General features: G+C 69.3%; 17 protein-coding genes. 7 read left to right on the top strand and 10 right to left on the bottom strand.

The features are described from left to right. Positions 1-48: 48 nt before the first annotated feature. Entirely contained in the window at positions 49-1,440 is a 1,392-nt protein-coding gene (locus tag RIV14_RS01115; protein ID WP_075371862.1) for a glycine--tRNA ligase, read from the bottom strand. Between the two features lie 228 nt (positions 1,441-1,668). Between RIV14_RS01115 and RIV14_RS01120 the strand changes: the two genes are divergently transcribed. The 4 genes from RIV14_RS01120 (at position 1,669) to RIV14_RS01135 (ending at position 5,084) form a co-directional block, all read left to right on the top strand. Then, positions 1,669-2,769, top strand: a complete 1,101-nt coding sequence (locus RIV14_RS01120; RefSeq protein ID WP_075371861.1) for a metal ABC transporter substrate-binding protein — start codon at positions 1,669-1,671, stop codon at positions 2,767-2,769. A gap of 73 nt (positions 2,770-2,842) precedes the next feature. After that, a complete protein-coding gene (locus RIV14_RS01125; RefSeq protein WP_075371860.1) occupies positions 2,843-3,775 on the top strand; it encodes a metal ABC transporter ATP-binding protein in 933 nt (310 codons plus the stop codon). Continuing rightward, positions 3,772-4,662 (top strand): metal ABC transporter permease, encoded by an 891-nt coding sequence (locus RIV14_RS01130; protein WP_070660578.1) that lies wholly within the window; start codon positions 3,772-3,774, stop codon positions 4,660-4,662. The genes RIV14_RS01125 and RIV14_RS01130 overlap by 4 nt, the downstream gene beginning before the upstream one ends. Further along, a complete protein-coding gene (locus RIV14_RS01135) occupies positions 4,659-5,084 on the top strand; it encodes a Fur family transcriptional regulator (protein ID WP_075371859.1) in 426 nt (141 codons plus the stop codon). Before RIV14_RS01130 ends, RIV14_RS01135 begins: the two co-directional genes overlap by 4 nt. A gap of 49 nt (positions 5,085-5,133) precedes the next feature. Here RIV14_RS01135 and uppS read toward each other — a convergent pair whose 3' ends face one another. From uppS to leuA, 3 genes are read right to left on the bottom strand one after another with little or no spacing between them, the layout of a single operon-like run. Next, complete coding sequence (gene uppS, locus RIV14_RS01140) at positions 5,134-6,003, bottom strand: polyprenyl diphosphate synthase (RefSeq protein WP_075371858.1); 870 nt, start codon at positions 6,001-6,003, stop codon at positions 5,134-5,136. Between the two features lie 2 nt (positions 6,004-6,005). Then, positions 6,006-6,755, bottom strand: coding sequence for a DNA repair protein RecO (gene recO, locus RIV14_RS01145; RefSeq protein ID WP_075371857.1), 750 nt, complete (start codon positions 6,753-6,755; stop codon positions 6,006-6,008). Between the two features lie 21 nt (positions 6,756-6,776). Then, complete coding sequence (gene leuA, locus RIV14_RS01150; protein WP_075371856.1) at positions 6,777-8,558, bottom strand: 2-isopropylmalate synthase; 1,782 nt, start codon at positions 8,556-8,558, stop codon at positions 6,777-6,779. Positions 8,559-8,951: 393 nt separating this feature from the next. On the opposite strand from leuA, the gene RIV14_RS01155 reads away from it, so the two are divergent. From RIV14_RS01155 to RIV14_RS01165, 3 genes are read left to right on the top strand one after another with little or no spacing between them, the layout of a single operon-like run. Next, positions 8,952-9,806, top strand: coding sequence for an ABC transporter ATP-binding protein (locus tag RIV14_RS01155; RefSeq protein WP_075371855.1), 855 nt, complete (start codon positions 8,952-8,954; stop codon positions 9,804-9,806). Continuing rightward, positions 9,803-10,621, top strand: coding sequence for an ABC transporter permease (locus RIV14_RS01160; protein ID WP_075371854.1), 819 nt, complete (start codon positions 9,803-9,805; stop codon positions 10,619-10,621). Before RIV14_RS01155 ends, RIV14_RS01160 begins: the two co-directional genes overlap by 4 nt. A gap of 2 nt (positions 10,622-10,623) precedes the next feature. Beyond that, on the top strand, positions 10,624-10,848 hold the full coding sequence (locus RIV14_RS01165; RefSeq protein WP_020991564.1) for a helix-turn-helix transcriptional regulator: 225 nt from the start codon (positions 10,624-10,626) through the stop codon (positions 10,846-10,848). Positions 10,849-10,855: 7 nt separating this feature from the next. On the opposite strand, the gene RIV14_RS01170 is transcribed toward RIV14_RS01165, so the two are convergent. From RIV14_RS01170 to RIV14_RS01195, 6 genes are all read right to left on the bottom strand, one after another. Then, the gene (locus tag RIV14_RS01170) at positions 10,856-11,236 is read right to left on the bottom strand and encodes a type II toxin-antitoxin system PemK/MazF family toxin (RefSeq protein WP_275531666.1); all 381 of its coding nucleotides are present in this window, start codon (positions 11,234-11,236) and stop codon (positions 10,856-10,858) included. Between the two features lie 344 nt (positions 11,237-11,580). Then, complete coding sequence (locus RIV14_RS01175) at positions 11,581-15,144, bottom strand: proline dehydrogenase family protein (protein WP_075371851.1); 3,564 nt, start codon at positions 15,142-15,144, stop codon at positions 11,581-11,583. 156 nt (positions 15,145-15,300) lie between these two features. Then, a complete protein-coding gene (gene era / locus RIV14_RS01180; protein ID WP_075371850.1) occupies positions 15,301-16,614 on the bottom strand; it encodes a GTPase Era in 1,314 nt (437 codons plus the stop codon). Beyond that, entirely contained in the window at positions 16,607-17,893 is a 1,287-nt protein-coding gene (locus RIV14_RS01185; protein ID WP_075371849.1) for a hemolysin family protein, read from the bottom strand. The genes era and RIV14_RS01185 overlap by 8 nt, the downstream gene beginning before the upstream one ends. 7 nt (positions 17,894-17,900) lie before the next feature. After that, positions 17,901-18,359: an rRNA maturation RNase YbeY gene (gene ybeY / locus RIV14_RS01190; RefSeq protein ID WP_075371848.1), complete on the bottom strand. Its 459-nt coding sequence runs from the start codon at positions 18,357-18,359 to the stop codon at positions 17,901-17,903. Continuing rightward, on the bottom strand, positions 18,349-19,542 hold the full coding sequence (locus RIV14_RS01195) for a PhoH family protein (RefSeq protein ID WP_178387829.1): 1,194 nt from the start codon (positions 19,540-19,542) through the stop codon (positions 18,349-18,351). Before RIV14_RS01195 ends, ybeY begins: the two co-directional genes overlap by 11 nt. Positions 19,543-19,731 lie beyond the last annotated feature (189 nt).

Genomic DNA, 19,731 nt, shown 5'->3' on the forward strand with positions numbered 1-19,731 from the left:
GCTGGGCCGGCGAGACTTCAGCGAGACTGCCGACCTGTCCGGCGCGGCTCAGCAGCCGATGAGGCGCTCAGCCAGGTAACGCTCGACACCCTCGAGCGGGATGCGCTCCTGGGTCATCGTGTCGCGCTCGCGCACGGTGACCGCCCCGTCCTCAGGCGAGTCGAAGTCGTAGGTCAGGCAGAAGGGCGTGCCGACCTCGTCCTGGCGGCGGTAGCGACGGCCGACCGCGCCGGCGTCGTCGTACTCCACGTTCCAGGAGCGGCGCAGGCGTGCGGCCAGCTCCTTGGCCGGCCCGGTCAGCTCCTCCTTGCGGCTCAGCGGCAGGACGGCGGCCTTGACCGGGGCGATGCGCGCATCGAGCTTGAGCACGATGCGCTTGTCCACCCCTCCCTTGGTGTTGGGGGCCTCGTCCTCAGTGTAGGCCTCTACGAGGAAGGCCATGAGCGAGCGGGTCAGGCCGGCGGAGGGCTCGATGACGTAGGGGGTCCAGCGCTCGGAGCGGGTCTGGTCGAAGTAGGACAGGTCCTTGCCGGAGTGCTCGGCGTGGGTGGACAGGTCGAAGTCGGTGCGGTTGGCGATGCCCTCGAGCTCGCCCCACTCCGAGCCGGCGAAGCCGAAGCGGTACTCCAGGTCCACGGTGCGCTTGGAGTAGTGGGAGAGCTTCTCGGCGGGGTGCTCGTAGAGGCGCAGGTTGTCCTCGCTGATGCCCAGGTCGGTGTACCAGGCCTTGCGGTAGTCGATCCAGTACTGGTGCCACTCCTCGTCGGTGCCCGGCTCGCAGAAGAACTCCAGCTCCATCTGCTCGAACTCGCGGGTGCGGAAGATGAAGTTGCCCGGCGTGATCTCGTTGCGGAAGGACTTGCCCACCTGGCCGATGCCGAAGGGCGGCTTCTTGCGGGCCGCGCTCATGACGTTGGCGAAGTTGATGAAGATGCCCTGGGCGGTCTCGGGGCGCAGGTAGTGCAGGCCGGACTTGTCGTCGACCGGCCCCAGGTAGGTCTTGAGCAGGCCGGAGAACTCGCGCGGCTCGGTCCAGGAGCCCGGCTGGCCGGTGACGGGGTCGGGAACCATGTCGAGGGTGACGGTCTCGGGGTCGAGGCCCTTGCGGGCGGCGTATTCCTCGACGAGCTGGTCGGCGCGGTAGCGCTTGTGGGTGTGCAGGGACTCCACGAGCGGGTCGGTGAAGGCGCCGACGTGACCGGAGGCGACCCAGGTCTCACGCGGCAGGATGACGGAGGAGTCCAGCCCGACGACGTCGTCGCGCGAGCGGACCATGTACTGCCACCACTGGCGCTTGATGTTCTCCTTGAGCTCGACGCCCAGCGGCCCGTAGTCCCAGGCCGAGCGGGTTCCGCCGTAGATCTCGCCGCAGGGGAAGACGAACCCGCGCCGCTTGGCGAGGTTGATGACGGCGTCGAGGCGTGAAGGGGTGGATGCCAACGGATGCTCCTTCAGGAGTGGTCGTGGTCCCGCCTGGTTGGTGGGGACGAGTGGGAACAGTCTAGGCGGACAGGCGCCGAGCGTTGGTGAGGGGCCCGTCGCACCACGGATGCGCGCCCGCGCGCCGGGCAGGCTCGCCGGACCTCCGTTCAAGCCGGCTCTCAGCAGCGCTCACGCGGACTCGCCCCGAGTTTGACGCAGGACCGCCAGAGTATGAGAATGATTCGCATGAATGTTTCACAGGCTCGTTCCCGTCATCTCCACCGCGTCGTGGCGCTCGGAGCCACCCTGATGCTGGCTGCCGGCATGAGCGCGTGCAGCGCCCTGAAGAGCGAGAGCTCCTCGAGTGCCTCGGCACCGCACACGATCGCCCCGGGCAAGACCCTGACGGTCTCCACGTCCTTCTACCCGATCCAGTTCCTGGCCGAGGCCATCGGCGGCAAGCTCGTCAAGGTCTCCACCGTGACCCCCTCCAACGTCGAGCCGCACGACTTCGAGCTCTCCGGCAAGGAGACCGCCGAGCTGGGCAAGGCCGACCTCATCGCCTACGTCCCCGGCTTCCAGCCCTCCCTGGACAAGGCGGTCAAGGAGGTCGGCTCCGGACCCACCGTGGTGGACCTGAGCAAGCCGGCCAACCTCGTCCACCACGAGGGAGTTGAGGAGGAGCACGAGCACGGCGGGGAGGCCGCGGACGGCACCTCCGCCACGGCCAGTGCCGCCGCCACCGCACAGGCCAGCGAGGCGGAGCACGACGAGCACGGCGAGCACAGTCACGATGAGCACGGCCACGCCGAGGGCGATCAGGGGCACGACGGCGACCTCGACCCGCACTTCTGGCTCGACCCGGACCGCATGATCAAGGTAGCCGAGGCCCTTGAGTCCTCCTTCGCCCAGATCGACCCGGCCAACGCCAACGACTACAAGGCGGGCCTGGACAAGCTCAAGACGGCGCTGACCAACCTGGACAACCAGTACAAGCAGGGCCTGACCAGCTGCCAGCACAAGACCTTCATCACCTCCCACGCCGCCTTCGGCTACATGGCCGAGCGCTACGGCCTGACCCAGGCCTCCATCTCCGGCATTGACCCGGAGGCCGAGCCCAGCCCCGCCGAGATGGCCAACATCAAGTCGGTGGTCGAGAAGACGGGGGTCAAGACGATCTTCACCGAGGAGCTGGTCTCCGACACCCCCGCCAAGGCGATCGCTGCGGAGACCGGGGCGGAGACCAGCGTCCTCAGTCCCCTGGAGTCCAAGCCCGAACGGGGCGACTACACCGACGCCATGACCACCAACCTGGACCGGCTCAAGTCCGCCATGGTGTGCAAGTAGCCTCGTGCCCGAGCCGCCGAGCCCGGGATCCCGAGCAGGTGGCGTCCACTCAGATTGGCATGATCACAACCGTATGACCTCATCATCTTCACCTTCACCAGCGTCTGCGACGACGCCGTCCGGCTCACCCCGGGCGGCGTCGTCCGCGCTCGCCATCAGGGTCCGCGAGCTCAGCGTCGTCTTGGGCTCCTCCCTCATCCTGGACGACGTGAGCCTGGCCGTGGGCGGCGGCGAGTCCGTGGCGATCCTGGGCTCCAACGGCTCGGGCAAGTCCACCCTCGTCAAGGCCGTTCTGGGCCTGGTGCCCCTGTCCGGCGGCAGCATCGAGCTCCTGGGCACCCCCACCTCGCACCGCCGCAGGGTCCCCTGGGAGCGCGTCGGCTACGTTCCCCAGCGGATCGGTGCCGGCTCCGGCGTCCCGGCCACCGCCCTGGAGGTGGTGCGCTCCGGGCTTCTGGGGCCGCGCCGTCCCTGGGCCGATCGGGGGCGGAGCGCCAAGCGGAAGGCCATGGCCGCACTCGACGCCGTCGGCCTAGCCCACCGGGCCGCGGACCACGTCCAGGTCTTCTCCGGTGGGCAGGCCCAGCGGGTCCTCATCGCCCGGGCCCTGGTCCGCTCCCCCGAGCTGCTCATCCTTGATGAGCCCCTGGCCGGCATCGACCGCGCCAGCCGCGAGTCCCTGGCCGAGATCCTCCAGGGGCTGCGCGCGCAGGGGCTGACCCTGGTGACGGTCCTGCACGAGATGAGCGAGCTCGCCGACGTCGTCCAGCGGGCGATCCTCCTGCAGGACGGCCGGCTCGTCGCCGACGGCCCGGCCGACGAGGTCGCTCATCTTCGCGACAGCGGGGCCAGCACGCCGCAGGGCGACCCGCACCGCGCTCACAGCGGCACCGGCGGCGATCACCACCACCCGGACGCCGGCGGCCCTCCGGTCCACCACGCCCCCGTCCTCGACCATCGGCTGCCTGAAACGCGCCCTCATCCCGGTAGGAGCACCCGCCCATGATCGAGTTCGTCTCCGACATGCTCGCCAGCCCCCTCATCCAGCGCGCCTTCATCGTGGCGGTCCTGGTGGGGCTGGCCGCCCCGGTGGTGGGCACCTACCTGGTTCAGCGGGGCCTGGCGCTGCTGGGCGACGGGATCGGGCACATCGCCCTGACCGGGATCGCCCTGGGCTGGCTGGCCGGGGCCGCCGCCAACGTCACTCCTCACGACGCCTGGGCCGTGCCCGGGGCGATCATCATCAGCGTGCTGGGAGCCGTGATGATCGAGGTCATTCGCGCCAACGGCCGTACCCGGGGAGACGTGGCCCTGGCGATCCTGTTCTACGGGGGCATTGCCGGGGGTGTCATCCTCATTCGCGTCGCCGGCGGGACGACGACGAATCTCAACTCCTACCTGTTCGGCTCGATCTCCACGGTCTCGGTCTCCGACGCCTGGTTCACCATCGCCCTGGCCACATTGGTGCTCCTGGTGGGGCTGGGGCTGCGCGGCCCGCTGTTCGCGCTGTGCCACGACGAGGAGTTCGCCCACGCCTGCGGGCTGCCCACCGGTGCCCTCAACGTGCTGGTGGCGGTGGTGGCGGCGCTGACGGTCTCCGTGTCCATGCGGGTGGTGGGCGCCCTGCTGGTCTCGGCGGTCATGATCGTGCCGGTGGCCATCGCCCAGCTCGTCTCGCACTCCTTCGCCCGCACCATGTACCTGGCGATGGGGCTGGGCGTGGTGGCCTGTGTGTCAGGTTTGACGATCACCTATCTGGTGGCGGCCTCTCCCGGCGCCATGATCGTGGTACTCCTAGTAGGGGGCTACGCCGTCGTCGCCCTCCTGTCCGGACTGCTGCAGCTCGTCAGCCGCTCCCGACGGCACCGCATCACCTCAGGAGGCAGATCATGAGCGCAAGCAGCACGGCGCAGCGTCCCCGCGCCACGCGCCAGCGCGCCGCCGTTGCCGACATCCTCGCCCGCACCGACGAGTTCCGCTCGGCCCAGCAGATCCACTCCGCCCTGGAGGCTGAGGGCACCAAGGTGGGGCTGGCCACCGTCTACCGCAACCTGCAGACCCTGGCGGAGTCCGGGGTGGTGGACCAGGTGCGCAGCGCTGAGGGCGAGGTCCTCTACCGGGCCTGCGAGAAGCAGGAGCACCACCACCACATCGTGTGTCGCCGCTGCGGCTACACCGTGGAGGTTGCCGGCGGTGAGCTGGAGGAGTGGATTGGGCGGGTCTCGACCCAGCAGGGCTTCACCCAGATGGAGCATACGGCGGAGTTCTTCGGCCTGTGCGCCACCTGCTCGGCCCAGGACACCTCACAGGACTGAACAGGTCTGATCGGCCCGGTGCCCGAGCCGGGTTGTCGCGGACAGCTGCCTACTGACCATCGTGGTGCGGTTCCTCGTCAGCCTTGTCACCTTCCAGGGCCTCATCGCCGGTGGCCCCTTCGTGCAGCACCTTGTCCACGGCCCCGCCGTAGCGGCGCTCGCGCCCGGCGTAGGCCTCGCAGGCCTTCCACAGCTCGGTGCGGTTAAAGTCCGGCCAGGCCAGGGGTGAGAAGTAGAGCTCGGCGTAGGAGGAGGACCACATGAGGAAGTTGGAGGTGCGTTGCTCGTCGCCGGTGCGGATGAACAGGTCCACGTCCCGCATGGTGGGTGAGTAGAGGTAACGCTGGATGGTCTTCTCACTGATGGAGGAGGCCTTGAGGCGGCCGGCGGCAACGTCCTCGGCGATGGCTCGGGTGGCGTCGGCGATCTCGGCCCGCCCGCCGTAGTTGATGCACAGGTTGAGGACCAGACCCGTGTTGTCGGCGGTGACGCGCTCGGCCTCACGCAGCTCACGCAGAACGGACTTCCACAGGCGCGGGGTGCGTCCGACCCAGCGCAGCCTGACGTTCCAGGAGTTGAGGACATCACGCTGGACGCGCAGGACCTTGCGGGCGAAACCCATGATGAAGCGGACCTCGCCGGGTGAGCGCCGCCAGTTCTCGGTGGAGAAGGCGTAGACGCTCAGCTCTTTCACTCCGATCTCGATGGCGCCAGCGGCGACGTCGAGCATATTGGCCTCCCCCACCCGGTGGCCCTCGGTGCGGGGCAGGCCACGGGCGTTGGCCCAGCGCCCGTTGCCGTCCATGACGACGGCGACGTGCTGGGGCAGGGATGCGACCGGCAGCACGGGTGGGGTCAGGCCGGGTCGGTGCAGGGGTGGGGCGGCCTCGACCGTCATGTCTCTGGCGACGTCTGTCATGGTTATGCCCTTTCCACCAGTGCGAGGGAGCGCAGGCGCCGCTCCAGGTACCAGGTCGTGTAGGCCGAGACGAGTCCGGAGGCCTGGGACCGCTCGCGCTGGCCGGAGGCGTCGGCCACGGCCCAGTCGCCGGAGAGCAGGGCGCCCAGGAGCGCCATCGTGGCCGGCTCGACCTCGACGGCGCCGGCCGAGCGGCAGGACTCGCACACCGCGCCACCGGCCTGCACGTGGAAGGCCCGGTGCGGTCCGGGGGCGCCACACCGGGCGCAGTCGTAGCACGAGGGCGCCCAGCCCCCCAGGGCCAGGGCCCGCAGCAGGTAGGAGTCCAGGATGAGTCCGGGGGCGTGGCGCCGGTGGGACATGGCGGCCAGGGCCCCGGCCAGCAGCAGGTACTGCTGGGGGCTGGCCTCGGTGCCCAGGTCACCGTCGTCGGCGCTGAGTCGCTCGGCGGTCTCCACCATGGTCGAGGCGCAGGTGAACATGGCGTAGTCGGCGCTCACGGCCCGCCCGAAGGGGTCGATGATCTCAGCCTGGGTGACGACGTCGAGGCTGCGTCCGGCGTGGAGCTGGACGTCGGTCATGGAGAAGGGCTCCAGGCGGGCACCGAAGCGGGAGGTGGTGCGGCGCACCCCCTTGGCCACGGCGCGCACCTGGCCGTGGTGGCGGGTGAGCATCACGATGATGCGGTCGGCCTCGCCCAGCTTGTAGGTGCGCAGGATGATCGCCTCATCCCGGTACAGCCTGCTCGTCACGGGCGCAGTCTCTCACGCCCCTCAGCGCAGGGCGCGATTGAGGGCGGAGATGACGGCCTTGAAGGAAGAGGTGGTGATGGAGGGGTCGATGCCCACGCCCCACAGGACCTGGCCGTCAACCTCGCACTCGACGTAGCTGGCGGCCTTCGCGTCGCGTCCCTCACTCAGGGCGTGCTCGACGTAGTCGAGGATCCGCACGCTCAGGCCTGTGCTCTCCAGGGCAGTGACGAAGGCGTCCAGGGGGCCGTTGCCGGCGGCGGTCAGGTGCTTCTCCGCTCCGCCGTCGACCAGGGTGACGGTAAGGGTGGAGTCCTCGTCGTCACCGGCGGAGGTCAGGGTGGCGCCGCGCAGCTCGAAGCGGCCCCAGCGGCTGAGATCGGCCTCGGGGGCGGCCGCGGCGGGCAGGTACTCGTCGGCGAAGATCGACCACAGGCGGGCGCCGTCGACCTCGCCGCCGTAGGTGTCGGTGTGGCGCTGGACGATGCGGGAGAACTCGATCTGGAGGCGGCGCGGCAGCTCGAGCTTGCGAGTGGTGCCCAGCAGGTAGGCGACCCCGCCCTTGCCGGACTGGGAGTTGACGCGCACGACGGCCTCGTAGGAGCGGCCCACGTCGTGGGGGTCGATGGGCAGGTAGGGCATGGCCCAGGAGACGGCGATCTCCGCCTCGGCGTCGGTGAGCCCCTCGGCCTTCTTGGCGTTGACCTGAGTGCTGCGCGCGGCGAAGCCCTTCTTGATGGCGTCCTGGTGGGAGCCGGAGAAAGAGGTGTAGACGAGCTCGCCGGCGTAAGGGGTGCGCGGGGGCACGTCCATGCCGGTGGCCCGCTCGACGGTGCGGCGGACCTCGTCGATGTCGGACAGGTCGAGCATGGGGTCGACGCCCTGGCTGAAGAGGTTGAGGGCCAGGGTCACCAGGTCCACGTTGCCGGTGCGCTCGCCGTGGCCGAACAGGCAGCCCTCAACACGGTCGGCACCGGCCATGAGGCCGAACTCGGCGGCTGCCACGCCCGAGCCGCGATCGTTGTGGTTGTGCAGGGACAGGCACACGGACTCGCGCCGAGGCAGGTGGCGGCTCATCCACTCGATCTGGTCGGCGTAGACGTTGGGGGTGGCGCGCTCGACGGTGGCGGGCAGGTTGAGGATGATCTCGCGGTCTCCCTCGGGCTCCCACACGTCCATGACTGCCTGGCAGACCTCCAGGCTGTAGTCGAGCTCGGTGTCCACGAAGATCTCCGGAGAGTACTCGAAGCCGAAGATCGTGTCCTCGTCGAGGACCTTCTCGGCGCGGGCCATGATCTGGCGGGTGCCGTCGACGGCGAGCTCGCGGATCTGGTCACGGTCCATGCGGAAGACGACGTTGCGGAACAGGGGCGACAGGGCGTTGTAGAGGTGGACGGTGGCCCGCGGGATGCCGATGCAGGCGTCCAGGGTGCGGTCGATGAGCTCACCGCGTGACTGGGTGAGCACCGAGATGGTGACGTCCTCGGGGATCGCGCCATCGTCCACCAGGGAGCGCACGAAGTCGTAGTCGGTCTGGGAGGCGGCCGGGAAGCCGATCTCGATCTCCTTGAAGCCCATGGTCACGAGCAAATCGAAGATGGCGCGCTTGGCCTGGGGGCCCATGGGCTCGATGAGGGACTGGTTACCGTCGCGCAGGTCGGTGCTCAGCCAACGGGGGGCGGTGGTGATGCGCTTATCCGGCCAGGTGCGGTCGGGCAGGTCGATGGAGACGACGTCGAGGAAGGGCCGGTACTTGGCAAACGGCATACCTGAGGGCTGCTGGGGGGCGGGGCGGGCGTTGCGCATCGGGTTTCTCCTGGGATCAGATGCTTCGTGGTTCCGACGGCGATTCCGGCAGAGGCTGAGGAGCTCTGAGGGAATCCGGGGGCACGATCAAGGACGTGGCCGAGCAGGACGAGTCAGCCGCGGTCGGGGTGCCGGCCTGTCAGGCCCCGCCGCGGCGACTAAGCAGGAGGCTCGCCCGGTAGCAGGCGTGAGGCCGCAGGGTCGCTCGCACGGCGTAGACCCTACCCCGATGAGGACCCATCGTCAGGTAAGGGGGTCGCATGGGATCGCAGAGTGAGACAGATGACGTAGGGGTCCCCCGCGAGTCATGCCTCTCGTCCTGACGCACACCAACACCATGATGTAGTATACCTACTACATATAGTTGTGGTTCTACTCAGGAGGTTTTGTGCGATGGTTCCAGTCATCACCACGGAGAACCTCGAGTTCTCCTACGCGGACACCCCGGTGCTGCGCGGCATCGACCTGTCGGTGGAGGCCGGAGAGGTCATCTGCCTGCTCGGCCCCAACGGCGTGGGCAAGACGACCCTCGTGGAGAACCTGCTGGGCTCTCTGACCCCGACCAGCGGCAGGGTGCGCGTGCTCGGCACCGATCCACGCCGGGCGGGTGCCGACTTCTGGGCGAGGGTCGGGCTGGTGCAGCAGAGCTGGACCGACCATGCCAAGTGGAAGGTGAGGGACCAGCTGGAGTGGATCCGCTCGTTCCAGCTGACGGCTGCGAGCCGGGTGAGCAACGTTGACGAGGTGCTCGACGCCGTCGGCCTCAGCGAGAAGGCCGACTCCCGGCTGTCGAGGCTCTCCGGCGGGCAGCGACGCACCATCGACTTCGCGGCCGCCCTCATGGCCGCGCCCGAGCTCCTCGTCCTGGACGAGCCCACCACGGGCCTGGACCCGGCCTCGAAGGCGCGCCTGCACGATCTCATCCTGGCCCGGGTCGACGACGACGCCACCATCGTCATGACCACCCACGACCTGGCCGAGGCCGAGCACCTGGCCTCTCGGGTGCTCATCATGAACGAGGGACGGATCCTCGCCGACGGCACGGTCACGGCGCTGCGCGAGCGCCTTGATCGCGGCGCTGAGATCACCTGGGTCCAGGACGGGACCCACCACGTCCACACCACCCATTCCCCCGAGCGCTTCGTCAAGGAACTCGACCTTGACGCCATCACCGGGCTCACCATTACCCGCCCCACCCTGGAGGAGACCTATCTCTCCCTCGTCAGCAGCAAGGAGCCGCAGTCATGAGCACTCACACCTTCCTGGCAGTTCTGCGCGCGGCCCGTCGCCAAGCCGCCATGGACCTGCGAGCAGGCATTGTCGGGTCGAGCGTCGCATTGCTGGCCTCCGTGACCGCCCTCGTGATCGTCAGCAGGAACACCCAAGCGACTGTCGGCCCCATGTTCCTCGCCAGCAGCATCGGCACGATCAGCTGCTTCATCACCTTCCAGATCGCCAGCGAGGCCTACGTCGACCGCATCGGCGGCGCCCTGCTACGGGTGCGCGTCCTGCCCCACGGCCCGCTGACGTGGGCGATCGGTAAGACGATGTCCTCGGTCACTCAAACCCTCGTCTTCCAGGGCACCCTTCTTCTCGGGGGAACCCTGTTCGTTGAGGCGCTGCCCCTGAGCACGTCCCAGGTGCTGGTATGCCTGCCGCTCATGGTGCTGTCGGCCGTTGCAACGGCTCCGCTGGGCTTCCTCGTGGGCGCCTTCGTCCGCGGTGTCTACAGCTTCATGGCCTCCTACCTGCCCATCTTCGCCCTGTTTGGAACGAGCGGCTTCTTCATGCCCATGGACCGCCTCCCGACCTGGGTACAGGCGGTTCAGCTGATGTTGCCGACGTACTGGTCGGGGCACCTGACCCGCTGGGCGCTGGTGGGCGATCCCTCGTGGGAGGTGGGCAGGGCCTTCTCTCCGGCGCTCGCCGTCGGGGTCCTGGCGACCTGGACAGTTCTCGGCTTCGCGGGGGCCTCGTTCATTGTGCGGCGCAGCTTCCGCAAGGAGACCATCGGTAGTCTGGCGCGCATGCAGTCCACCATTCGCTCCCAGTCCGGCCTGTGACCATGTCCGACGACGTCGTCCACAACCGGATCGCGGTCCTGCGCGCCGACCGCAGAGTGAGCCGCCGCGAGCTGGCCGAGGCCCTCGGCGTCCACTACCAGACGGTGGGCTACCTCGAGCGCGGGGAGTACGCCCCCTCGCTGCACCTGGCCCTGCGCATCGCCCGCTACTTCGATGTGCCCGTGGAGTCGGTCTTCTCCCTGGAGGAGTTCCCCCGCCTGACGTAAGACTCCATCACAAGGAGAGATGCAGGATCAGAGCCTCATTGACCAGCTTCATCAGGCCACTGGGTAACCATCCGACAACCTCGCCGACTCTCTCCACAGCAATCGATCGAACTTGCTCCGCCTGAGCCTTTGAGTCCTTGGGCAAGCCGGTTGCCTCCGAGGGGAGGAAAACCTGAAAGGGAAGAACTCGCGAGGTTGAGCTGGTCAATGGGACCACCGTCACAACACCGCGGCCAAGGCGCGCGGCCGCCGCATTGGCATGGTCATTACTTACTATGAGCGCAGGTCGACGCTTGTTCGCCTCACTGCCAACAGAAGGATCAAAATCGACAAGGCGGATTTCACCTCGTAGCACCCCCACCTCCATCAATCCCGTCAGCGACCGCACTATCCCAGACGGTCGCATCCTCGGAGGCATCCCAGGAGGACCAGGCCTCAGCGTAAGCATCCTGAAGATCGGCTTTTCCGAGCAGGCGGATGGCATTCTGAATACCAGCAGACCTCGACGCCAAACCGTCACGCTCCACGCATCGGTCCAGCAGAATGAGGTCACTCTCCGACAAGCTCACGCTTAACTTCATACCTGCATGCTACTCGGGTAGCATCGTCAGGGGCAAGAGAGCAACGAGCCTCATCAGGCCGCTCGAATCCGGGTGGTGCCCTCCCCGGACAGGGAGGGCACCACCCGGTTACTCGGTTCGGCTACGCGTCTGCGTTCCGGCGCCGACCGGCCTACAGGAGGCCCTCGGCCAGGTCCAGCGGGGTGCCGAAGCGGTGGTTGGTGATGGCCACCGCCTGCTCACGCAGGAAAGGCAGCAGCTCGGAGTGCGGGCAGGCCGTCACAGCCCCCGTGTACAGGGCGATGTCGGGGCTCCCGCCGGTCACCCGGCTGGCCTGGCTCCAGCGGGCGGCCGAGGTCTCCTCACGCGGGCCGAGGATGCGCACGCGCGTTCCCAGCCCACCGGAGACGGAGAGCTCAGCCAGGCGAGCGTCCCAGGCACCCTGGTCCTCGACCGCCACCTGGACGCCGGCGGCCAGCAGCGCGTTCTGCAACGGCTGGGGCAGACGGTTGGCCACGGACAGGCTGACGAACCCACCGGCTCGCACACCGGCCGCCATGACGCGCACGACGTCGGCCAGCTCGGTTCCCGCCCCGGCGCGCACGAGGACATCAGCGGGCCGGTAGCGCAGGACGTTGCGCTCGCAGGCCAGAGCCGTGACATCGCGGTTGGCGCCGTAGGCGCTCCTCCAGGCGGAGGCGTCGGCCACCAGGGCACGGCGCAGCCCGGCCAGATCGGCCTCGCCCAGCTGGCCGCTGACGGCATTGCACAGGCTCGCCACGCGCGGATCCAGCGCCGCAGTGTCCTGGCCTACCGGCTCCTTCGCGTCCTGGCCGTCTGCGGGCTCGACGTCCCCCAGTCCCAGCAGGTAGGAGGGGCCGCCAGCCTTCGTCGTCGAGCCGATGGCCGAGCGCTTCCAGCCGCCGAAAGGCTGGCGGCGCACGATGGCCCCGGTGATACCGCGGTTGACGTAGATGTTGCCGGCCTGGATCGAGTCGAGCCAGACGGCCAGCTCGGCCGCATCGAGGGTCTGGAGCCCGGAGGTGAGCCCATAGTCGACGGCGTTGACCGCCTCGATGGCCTCCTGAAGCGTGTCCACCCGCATGACACCAATGACCGGCGCGAAGTACTCGGTGAGGTGGAACTCGCTGCCGGGCACGACCCCGACGCGGATACCCGGGGTCCACAGGCCGTCACCGAGGTAGCGGGGCTTGAGGACCCAGTGCTCACCGGCTCCCAGAGTGGTCAGGCCGCGCACGGCCTTCTCGTCGTCGGGCACGACAACCGGCCCCATCTGGGAGTCCAGCGACAGCGGCAGCTTGACCCGCAGGGAGGCGGTGGCGTCCACGAGCTGGCGGGCGATGCGCTCGGAGTTTCCGGCCGAGGAGACCAGGACCAGCAGGGAGGAGGCCGAGCACTTCTGGCCGGCGTGGGCGAAGGCCGAGTAGACGGCGTCGCGCACGGCGATGTCGGGATCGGCCGAGGGGGTGACGATGATGGCGTTCTTGCCGCTGGTCTCCCCCAGCAGGTGCATGTCCGGCTTCCAGGAGCGGAAGAGGCGGGCCGTGTCATAGGAGCCGGTGAGGACCACGCGGTCAACGTCCTTGTGGGTCACCAGGTGGCGTGAGACCTCCCCGTCCTCCAAGGGAGCGAGCACCACGAGGTCCTCGGGGATCCCGGCGTCGTGGAAGGCACGCACGAGCTCGGCCGCGCAGCGTCGAGCCGGCGGGGCTGGCTTGAGGATGACGGCGCTGCCGGCCGCCAGGGCCGCAGCCACTCCCCCGGTGGGGATGGCCACCGGGAAGTTCCAGGGCGAGGCGACCACGGTGACGCCCACCGGAGCGAAGCGGGCCCCGACCATGTACTCCGGATCGTGCAGGAGCAGCGAGGACTCCGCGTAGTGGTGGCAGAAGTCGATGGCCTCACTGACCTCGGGGTCGGACTGGTCGATGGTCTTGCCGGCCTCGGAGCCGGCAACCTCGATGAGCTCGGCACGCCGGGCGGCCAGGACGTCACCCACACGGTGCAGGGCGGCAGCCCGCTCCTCAGGCTCCAGGGACTGCCAGACGCCCGCTGCCTCAGCCGTCGCGGCCACCAGCGAGTCCACATCGGCGTTGGTAGCCAGGCGGGCGACGCCCGCCTCCACCTCGGCCACGCCCCGCGTGGAGCCCGGGATGGCGGCGGCGATGTCCCGGGCCCACTGGCGGTTGGCGGCCAGGGCCGGGTCGGAGTCGGGCTCGGAGACGAAGGGCCTCCTGGCCCGATCGGCCACCGTCCCGGTCTCCTCAGGAATACCCACCTCCCGTTCGGCGAGCCGGTTCTGGGTGCGGTTGGGCACCGGCACCGGGGCGTCCGGGTCGAGGTCGGACAAGGCCGCCAGGAAGCGGTCGCGCTCGCGGGCGAAGATCTCCTCGTTGCTGGCCAGGTCGAAGACGCCGGACATGAAGTTCTCCGGAGCCGCATTCTCCTCCAGGCGGCGCACCAGGTAGGAGATGGCGACGTCGAACTCGTGGGGGTCGACGACGGGCACGTACAGCAGGAGGTGACCGGTCTCGCGGCGCACGACCTCCTGGATGCCGGTGGCCATGCCGGAGAGCATCTCGAACTCGACGTCGTCCTCGACGCCGCGGGCGGCGCGAAGCTCGAAGGCGAAGGCGATGTCGAAGAGGTTCTGGCCGGCCACGCCCAGGCGGATGTTGCGGGTGCGCTCGGGCGTCATCGCCCAGGAGAGCATGCGCTTGTAGTTGGTGTCAGTGGCCTGCTTGGAGGGCCAGGTGGTCAGCTCCCAGCCGTGGATCTCGGCGTCGACCTTCTCCATGGACAGGTTGGCGCCCTTGACGATGCGGACCTTGATGCGCGAGCCGCCAGAGGCGACACGCTTGGCGGCCCACTCCTGGAGGCGCTGCATGGCGCCCAGAGAGTCGGGCAGGTAGGCCTGCAGGACGATGCCGGCCTCGTAGCCGCGCATGTCCTCCTGGTCAAGGATCGCGGTGAAGACCGCGATGGTCAGGTCGAGGTCCTTGTAGTCCTCCATGTCCAGGTTGAGGAAGGTGCCGTGGTCTCGGGCCAGGCGGTAGAGGGGCAAGAGGGCCTGGACGCCGTGGGCGACAACCTCCTCGAAGCCCCAGGGGTTGTGGGGGCCGGTGACGGCGGAGACCTTGACCGAGACGTAGTCGACGTCCTCACGGGTGACCAGGCGTGAGACCTCGGCCAGTCGGCGGGCTGCCTCCTTCTCCCCCAGGACGGCCTCCCCCAGGAGGTTGACGTTGAGACGGTTGCCGCCCTTGCGCAGGCGGGCGAGGGCAGGCCCGAGTCCCTTGTCGGTGGCGTCGACGACGAGGTCGCCCACAATCTCCCGGAAGACCCTCCGGGCGACCGCGGTGACGGTGCGCGGAGCGAGACGGGAGGCAGTCGAGCCCAGGCCCATGGCTCCGGCCAGGGCGGGCGGCAGGAAGTCAGTTCGTCCTGCCGACAGGCGCTTGAGAGCGCTGCTGGCGACGTCGAGGTCGGTGGGACGCACGACGTCGTCAACGAAGCGGGTGGTGAAGGTCAGGCCCTCGGGGTCGGAAAGGATGCGGGAAAGGAGTTTGGCCGAGCGCGGTACCGGCTCGGATGCCGACTCGTCAGCCCACCGGCGTGCTCGGGCGACGGCTTTCTCGCCCAGTGCCCACAGGTCGTCGGGGCAGCGGCGTCCTGCGTCGGTGCAGGGCTGACTGGGAACGGCGTTGTTCGTCATGCGTGTGGCCTCCAGGTCGATGTGACATCGGACCCTCCAAGTGTGCGTGACAACACCTCTTGTACGCGACCGATTCGAGCCCCGAGTCGGCAGGTGTCGCAAGTTGCCTTGGTCCTAGATGCCGTCCGTAGCGCTGCGCTGACAGCGTGGAGCGGTTCAGAAGCCGAGGCGGGCCAGGGCCTTGGGGTCGGACTGCCAGTCCTTAGCGGTGCGCACGTGCAGGTCGAGATAGACCTTGCGCCCCAGCAGCTTCTCGATGCCCTTGCGGGCGGTGACGCCCACCTCCTTGAGGCGCCGCCCGCCCTTGCCGATGATGATGGCTTTCTGGGAGTCGCGCTCGACGACGAGGCTCACGCGCACCTGGAGGCGGCCTCCGGCGCCCTTGATGCGGCCGACCTCGCGCTCGTCGTCGGGGTCGGCGATCTCGTCGACGACGACGGCCAGGGAGTGGGGCAGCTCGTCGCGCACGCCCTCCAGGGCAGCCTCGCGCACGAGCTCGGCGATCATGACCTGCTGGGGCTCGTCGGTGATCTCACCGGTGGGGTACAGCGGCGGGGACAGGGGCATGTACTTGAGGAGGACCTCCTCGAGGACGTCGATCTGCTCGTTGCGCTGGGCTGAGACCGGGACGATGTCGGCCCACTCCCCCAGCTCGCTGACGGCCAGGAGCTGGGCGGCCAGGGCCTCGCGGGTGACGGTGTCGGCCTTGGTGACCACGGCCACCACGGGGGTGCGCAACTCGGCGAGGTCGCGGGTGATGAAGCGGTCGCCGGGGCCGATCTTCTCGTTGGCGGGGATGCAGAAGACGACGACGTCGACGTCGGTGAGGGTCTCACGCACCAGGTCGTTGAGGCGCTTGCCCAGCAGGGTGCGGGGGCGGTGGAGGCCGGGGGTGTCGACCAGGACGATCTGCGCGTTCTCCTTGTGGATGACGCCTCGCACGTTGTGGCGGGTGGTTTGGGGGCGCCCGGAGGTGATGGCGATCTTGGCGCCGACCATGGCGTTGGTGAGGGTGGATTTGCCGGCGTTGGGGCGGCCCACGATGCAGGCGAAGCCGGCGCGGAAGTCCTCGGGGACGTCGGGGACGACGATCTCGACACGGGCCGAGTCACCAGTGTCGGCAGTGGCGTCGGTGTCGGCACTCTCGCCCGCGTCGTCGTCCTCGTCCAGGATCGGGAAGCCGTCTGCGTCCAGCCGGATGGCGCCAGAGTCATCGGAGCCGTCGGTATCGTCGGAGTCGTCGTCGGGCTCGTCCTCGCCGTCGACGTCCTCGTCGGGGTCGGTGAGCGGGTTGGGGCCGTCCATGAGCTCAGCGTCGGTGGGGAAGCGGAAGCCGGCCGGGGCGGGGCCGGGCGCGGGCATCTCGAGGGGCTCGACCAGGAGCTCCTCGGTGGCCTCCTCGGGGGCCTGGGGCTGGTCGTCCTGGATGGGCTCGGCGGGGTTGTCGGAGCGGTCGGCGGTGTCAGTCATCGGTGTCCTCTTCGGGGGCGGGGGTGCGCGAGGCGAGAATAGTGGAGACCTGGCGGCGGCGGCCGGTGGCCTCCTCGGCCTGGAGGTGGACGCCCTGGGTGTCTCCGGCGGCGCCGGGCAGGGGCACGCGGCCGATGGCCTTGGTGAGCAGGCCGCCGACAGTGTCGACGTCGTCGTCGTCGATCTCGAGGTCGAAGAGCTCGCCGAGCTCGTCCAGGGCGAGTCGGGCGGGGACGCGGTAGGTGCCGGGGGCGACTTCGACGACCTCGGGCAGCTCGGGGTCGTGCTCGTCGGTGAGCTCGCCGACGACCTCCTCCAGGAGGTCCTCCATGGTGACCAGGCCTGCGATACCGCCGTACTCGTCGACGGCCAAGGCCATGTGGAAGCGGCCGGTCTGCATCTCGCGCAGGAGGTCGTCGGCGGGCTTCATCTCGGGGACGTACTCGGCGTCTCGGACGAATCCGGCCACGGCGAGGCCCTCGTGCTCGGGGTGGGCGGCCAGGCGGCGCAGGACGTCCTTGAGGTAGAGGATGCCGCGCACGTCGTCGGCGTCCTCCCCGATGACGGGGACGCGCGAGTATCCGGAGCGGATGAACAGGCGCATGGCGGCGGAGGCGGGCTTATGGGCGTCGATGGTGACCATGTCGGTGCGTGGGACCATGACCTCGCGCACGAGGGTCTGGCCGAGCTCAACGACCGAGCGCATCATCTCGCGGTCCTCGTCCTCGATGGTGTCGGTCTCGCCGATCTCGTCGATCATCTCGCGCAGGTCCTCGTTGACAGCCTCGCGGGTCTCGGCGTCGGTGGGGGCGGACTCGGGGCGGCGGGTGCGAGAGACGAGGCGGCGCTGCGGGGCCGCCAAGACGTCGACCCAGGTGAGCAGGCCGCCCAGGGCGAGCAGGGTGCCGGCGGGGTTGCGTCGGCCGTAGGTGCGTGGGGAGAAGCCGACGACGACGCCCAGCAGGATGATGTTGGCCAGCAGGGCCAGGGCCAGGACCTGCCACCAGGCGCGCACGAGCCCGGAGGCGGCCAGGGTGATGAGGACGGCGGCGAGCATGTCGACGGCGACGCGGGCGATGCTGAGGGCGCCTAGGACCCGGGTGCGGTGCTCGGCGAGGTGGCGGACCCGGGCGGCTCCGCGGCGGCCCTCCTCGATGAGGTCGTCGGCGGCGGCGCGGGTGAAGCGCAGCAGGGCGGACTCGCCGGCCGACAGGAGGGCCCCCAGGGCCAGGACGATCACCGCGCAGGCGATGAGTGCGGCGGTGGGGATGCCGGTCACGCGGGCCTCACTTGCCGCGCTCGGCCAGGAAGGTCAGCAGGAGGCGGCGCTGGAGGTCGAACATCTCCTTCTTCTCCTCGGGCCCGGCGTGGTCGTAGCCCAGGAGGTGGAGGATGCCGTGGACGGTGAGCAGGAGCATCTCCTCGACCGCGGAGTGGCCGGCGGCCAGAGCCTGCTTGGCGGCGACCTGCGGGCACAGGACGATGTCGCCCAGGGTGCCGGCGGGGGTGGGTGAGTCGGCTGAGCCGGGGCGCAGCTCGTCCATGGGGAAGCTCATGACGTCGGTGGGGCCAGGCAGGTCGAGCCAGCGCACGTGGAGCTCTTCCATGGGCTCGGGGTCGATGAACATGATGTTGAGCTCGGCGGCGGGGCTGACGTGCATGGCGGTCAGGACGTGGTCGGCGAGGGCCGCGAACTCGGCGGCGTCGATGACGGTGGTGGTCTCGTTGATGACCTCAGTGGCCATGCGGGTTCCTCTCCGAGTAAGGCCGGGCGGGGCGGTTGCTGCTCCCCCGACGGTACTGGCTGTTGCGGCCGCTGTGGCCAGGCGGTCCGGTGGGTCGGGCGGCGGCGTCCTGGGCGGCGACCTCGGCGTCGTGGCGGGCGTAGGCCTCGATGATGCGGCCCACGAGCCGGTGACGGACGACGTCGGCCGACCCGAGCTCGCAGAAGCTGATGCCGTCGACGCCGGCAAGGATCTTGCGTACGACGATGAGGCCGGACTCGCGTCCGCCGGGCAGGTCGACCTGGGAGATGTCTCCGGTGACGACCATGCGTGAGCCGAAGCCGAGGCGGGTGAGGAACATCTTCATCTGCTCGGGGCTGGTGTTCTGGGCCTCGTCGAGGATGACGAAGGCGTCGTTGAGGGTGCGTCCGCGCATGTAGGCCAGGGGCGCGACCTCAATGGTGCCGGCAGCCATGAGGCGGGGCAGGGCCTCGGGCTCGAGCATGTCGTGGAGGGCGTCGTAGAGGGGGCGCAGGTAGGGGTCGATCTTGTCGGTGAGGCTGCCGGGCAGGAAGCCGAGGTTCTCGCCGGCCTCGACGGCGGGGCGGGTGAGGATGATGCGCGAGACGCGCTTGCGGGCCAGGGCGTCGACGGCCTTGGCCATGGCCAGGTAGGTCTTGCCGGTGCCGGCGGGGCCGATGCCGAAGGTGATGGTGGATTCCTCGATGGCGTCGGTGTAGGCCTTCTGGCCGAGCGACTTGGGGCGGATGGTGCGGCCGTGGGAGGTGAGGATGTCGTCGGTGAGGACCTCGGTGGGGCGAGTGGAGGTCTCCAGCAGGCCGACAGCGCGCTCGACGGCATCCGCGGTCAAGGGCGTGCCGGTGCGGGCGACGTCGATGAGCTCGGAGAGCAGGACGACGACCGTGTCGACGCGGGCAGCGGGGCCGAAGACGGTGACGGCTGTACCGCGCACGTGGATGTCGACGTCAGTGAAGCCCTTCTCGATGGCGCGCAGGACCTCGTCCCGGGCACCCAGGAGAGTCACCGGGGCGACGTCCTCGGGAAGGGTGAGGGTGCGGGTGACGTCCGCCGGTTCGGCGGAGGTGGCCGCACCGGCGGGGCCCGCGGCGCAAGCGGAGTCGACAGTGGCCGGAGAGGTGGTCGCCGCGGTCGCGGCTGCTGGTGTGATGGGCGTATTCGTCATCTCAGGGCCCATGCTACCGGCCAAGGCGCGGCGGACCAGTCGGTGTTGTGGCAACCGGACTCATCTCCACCACTGCGTTCAGGGGAAGTGACATACCGAGGCCGGTCGATGTGGTGCGTTCCAATGGCTCCGTCCGGATCGGCTAGGGTTGCCCCATTGTTCAGCGGCAGCGAAGCACGCGATCAGGAA

This window comes from Actinomyces acetigenes (assembly GCF_031296635.1).
Taxonomy (GTDB): Bacteria; Actinomycetota; Actinomycetes; order Actinomycetales; family Actinomycetaceae; genus Actinomyces; species Actinomyces acetigenes.

Bases quoted from the DNA above. Each gene is read 5' to 3' on its own strand.
- RIV14_RS01130 (WP_070660578.1), top strand. From the start codon at position 3,772: ATGATCGAGTTCGTCTCCGACATGCTCGCCAGCCCCCTCATCCAGCGC.
- RIV14_RS01195 (WP_178387829.1), bottom strand. From the start codon at position 19,542: ATGACGAATACGCCCATCACACCAGCAGCCGCGACCGCGGCGACCACC.
- uppS (WP_075371858.1), bottom strand. From the start codon at position 6,003: ATGACAGACGTCGCCAGAGACATGACGGTCGAGGCCGCCCCACCCCTG.
- era (WP_075371850.1), bottom strand. From the start codon at position 16,614: ATGACTGACACCGCCGACCGCTCCGACAACCCCGCCGAGCCCATCCAG.
- RIV14_RS01155 (WP_075371855.1), top strand. From the start codon at position 8,952: ATGGTTCCAGTCATCACCACGGAGAACCTCGAGTTCTCCTACGCGGAC.
- RIV14_RS01135 (WP_075371859.1), top strand. From the start codon at position 4,659: ATGAGCGCAAGCAGCACGGCGCAGCGTCCCCGCGCCACGCGCCAGCGC.
- RIV14_RS01160 (WP_075371854.1), top strand. From the start codon at position 9,803: ATGAGCACTCACACCTTCCTGGCAGTTCTGCGCGCGGCCCGTCGCCAA.
- RIV14_RS01165 (WP_020991564.1), top strand. From the start codon at position 10,624: ATGTCCGACGACGTCGTCCACAACCGGATCGCGGTCCTGCGCGCCGAC.
- RIV14_RS01125 (WP_075371860.1), top strand. From the start codon at position 2,843: ATGACCTCATCATCTTCACCTTCACCAGCGTCTGCGACGACGCCGTCC.
- ybeY (WP_075371848.1), bottom strand. From the start codon at position 18,359: ATGGCCACTGAGGTCATCAACGAGACCACCACCGTCATCGACGCCGCC.
- RIV14_RS01120 (WP_075371861.1), top strand. From the start codon at position 1,669: ATGAATGTTTCACAGGCTCGTTCCCGTCATCTCCACCGCGTCGTGGCG.
- leuA (WP_075371856.1), bottom strand. From the start codon at position 8,558: ATGCGCAACGCCCGCCCCGCCCCCCAGCAGCCCTCAGGTATGCCGTTT.
- RIV14_RS01175 (WP_075371851.1), bottom strand. From the start codon at position 15,144: ATGACGAACAACGCCGTTCCCAGTCAGCCCTGCACCGACGCAGGACGC.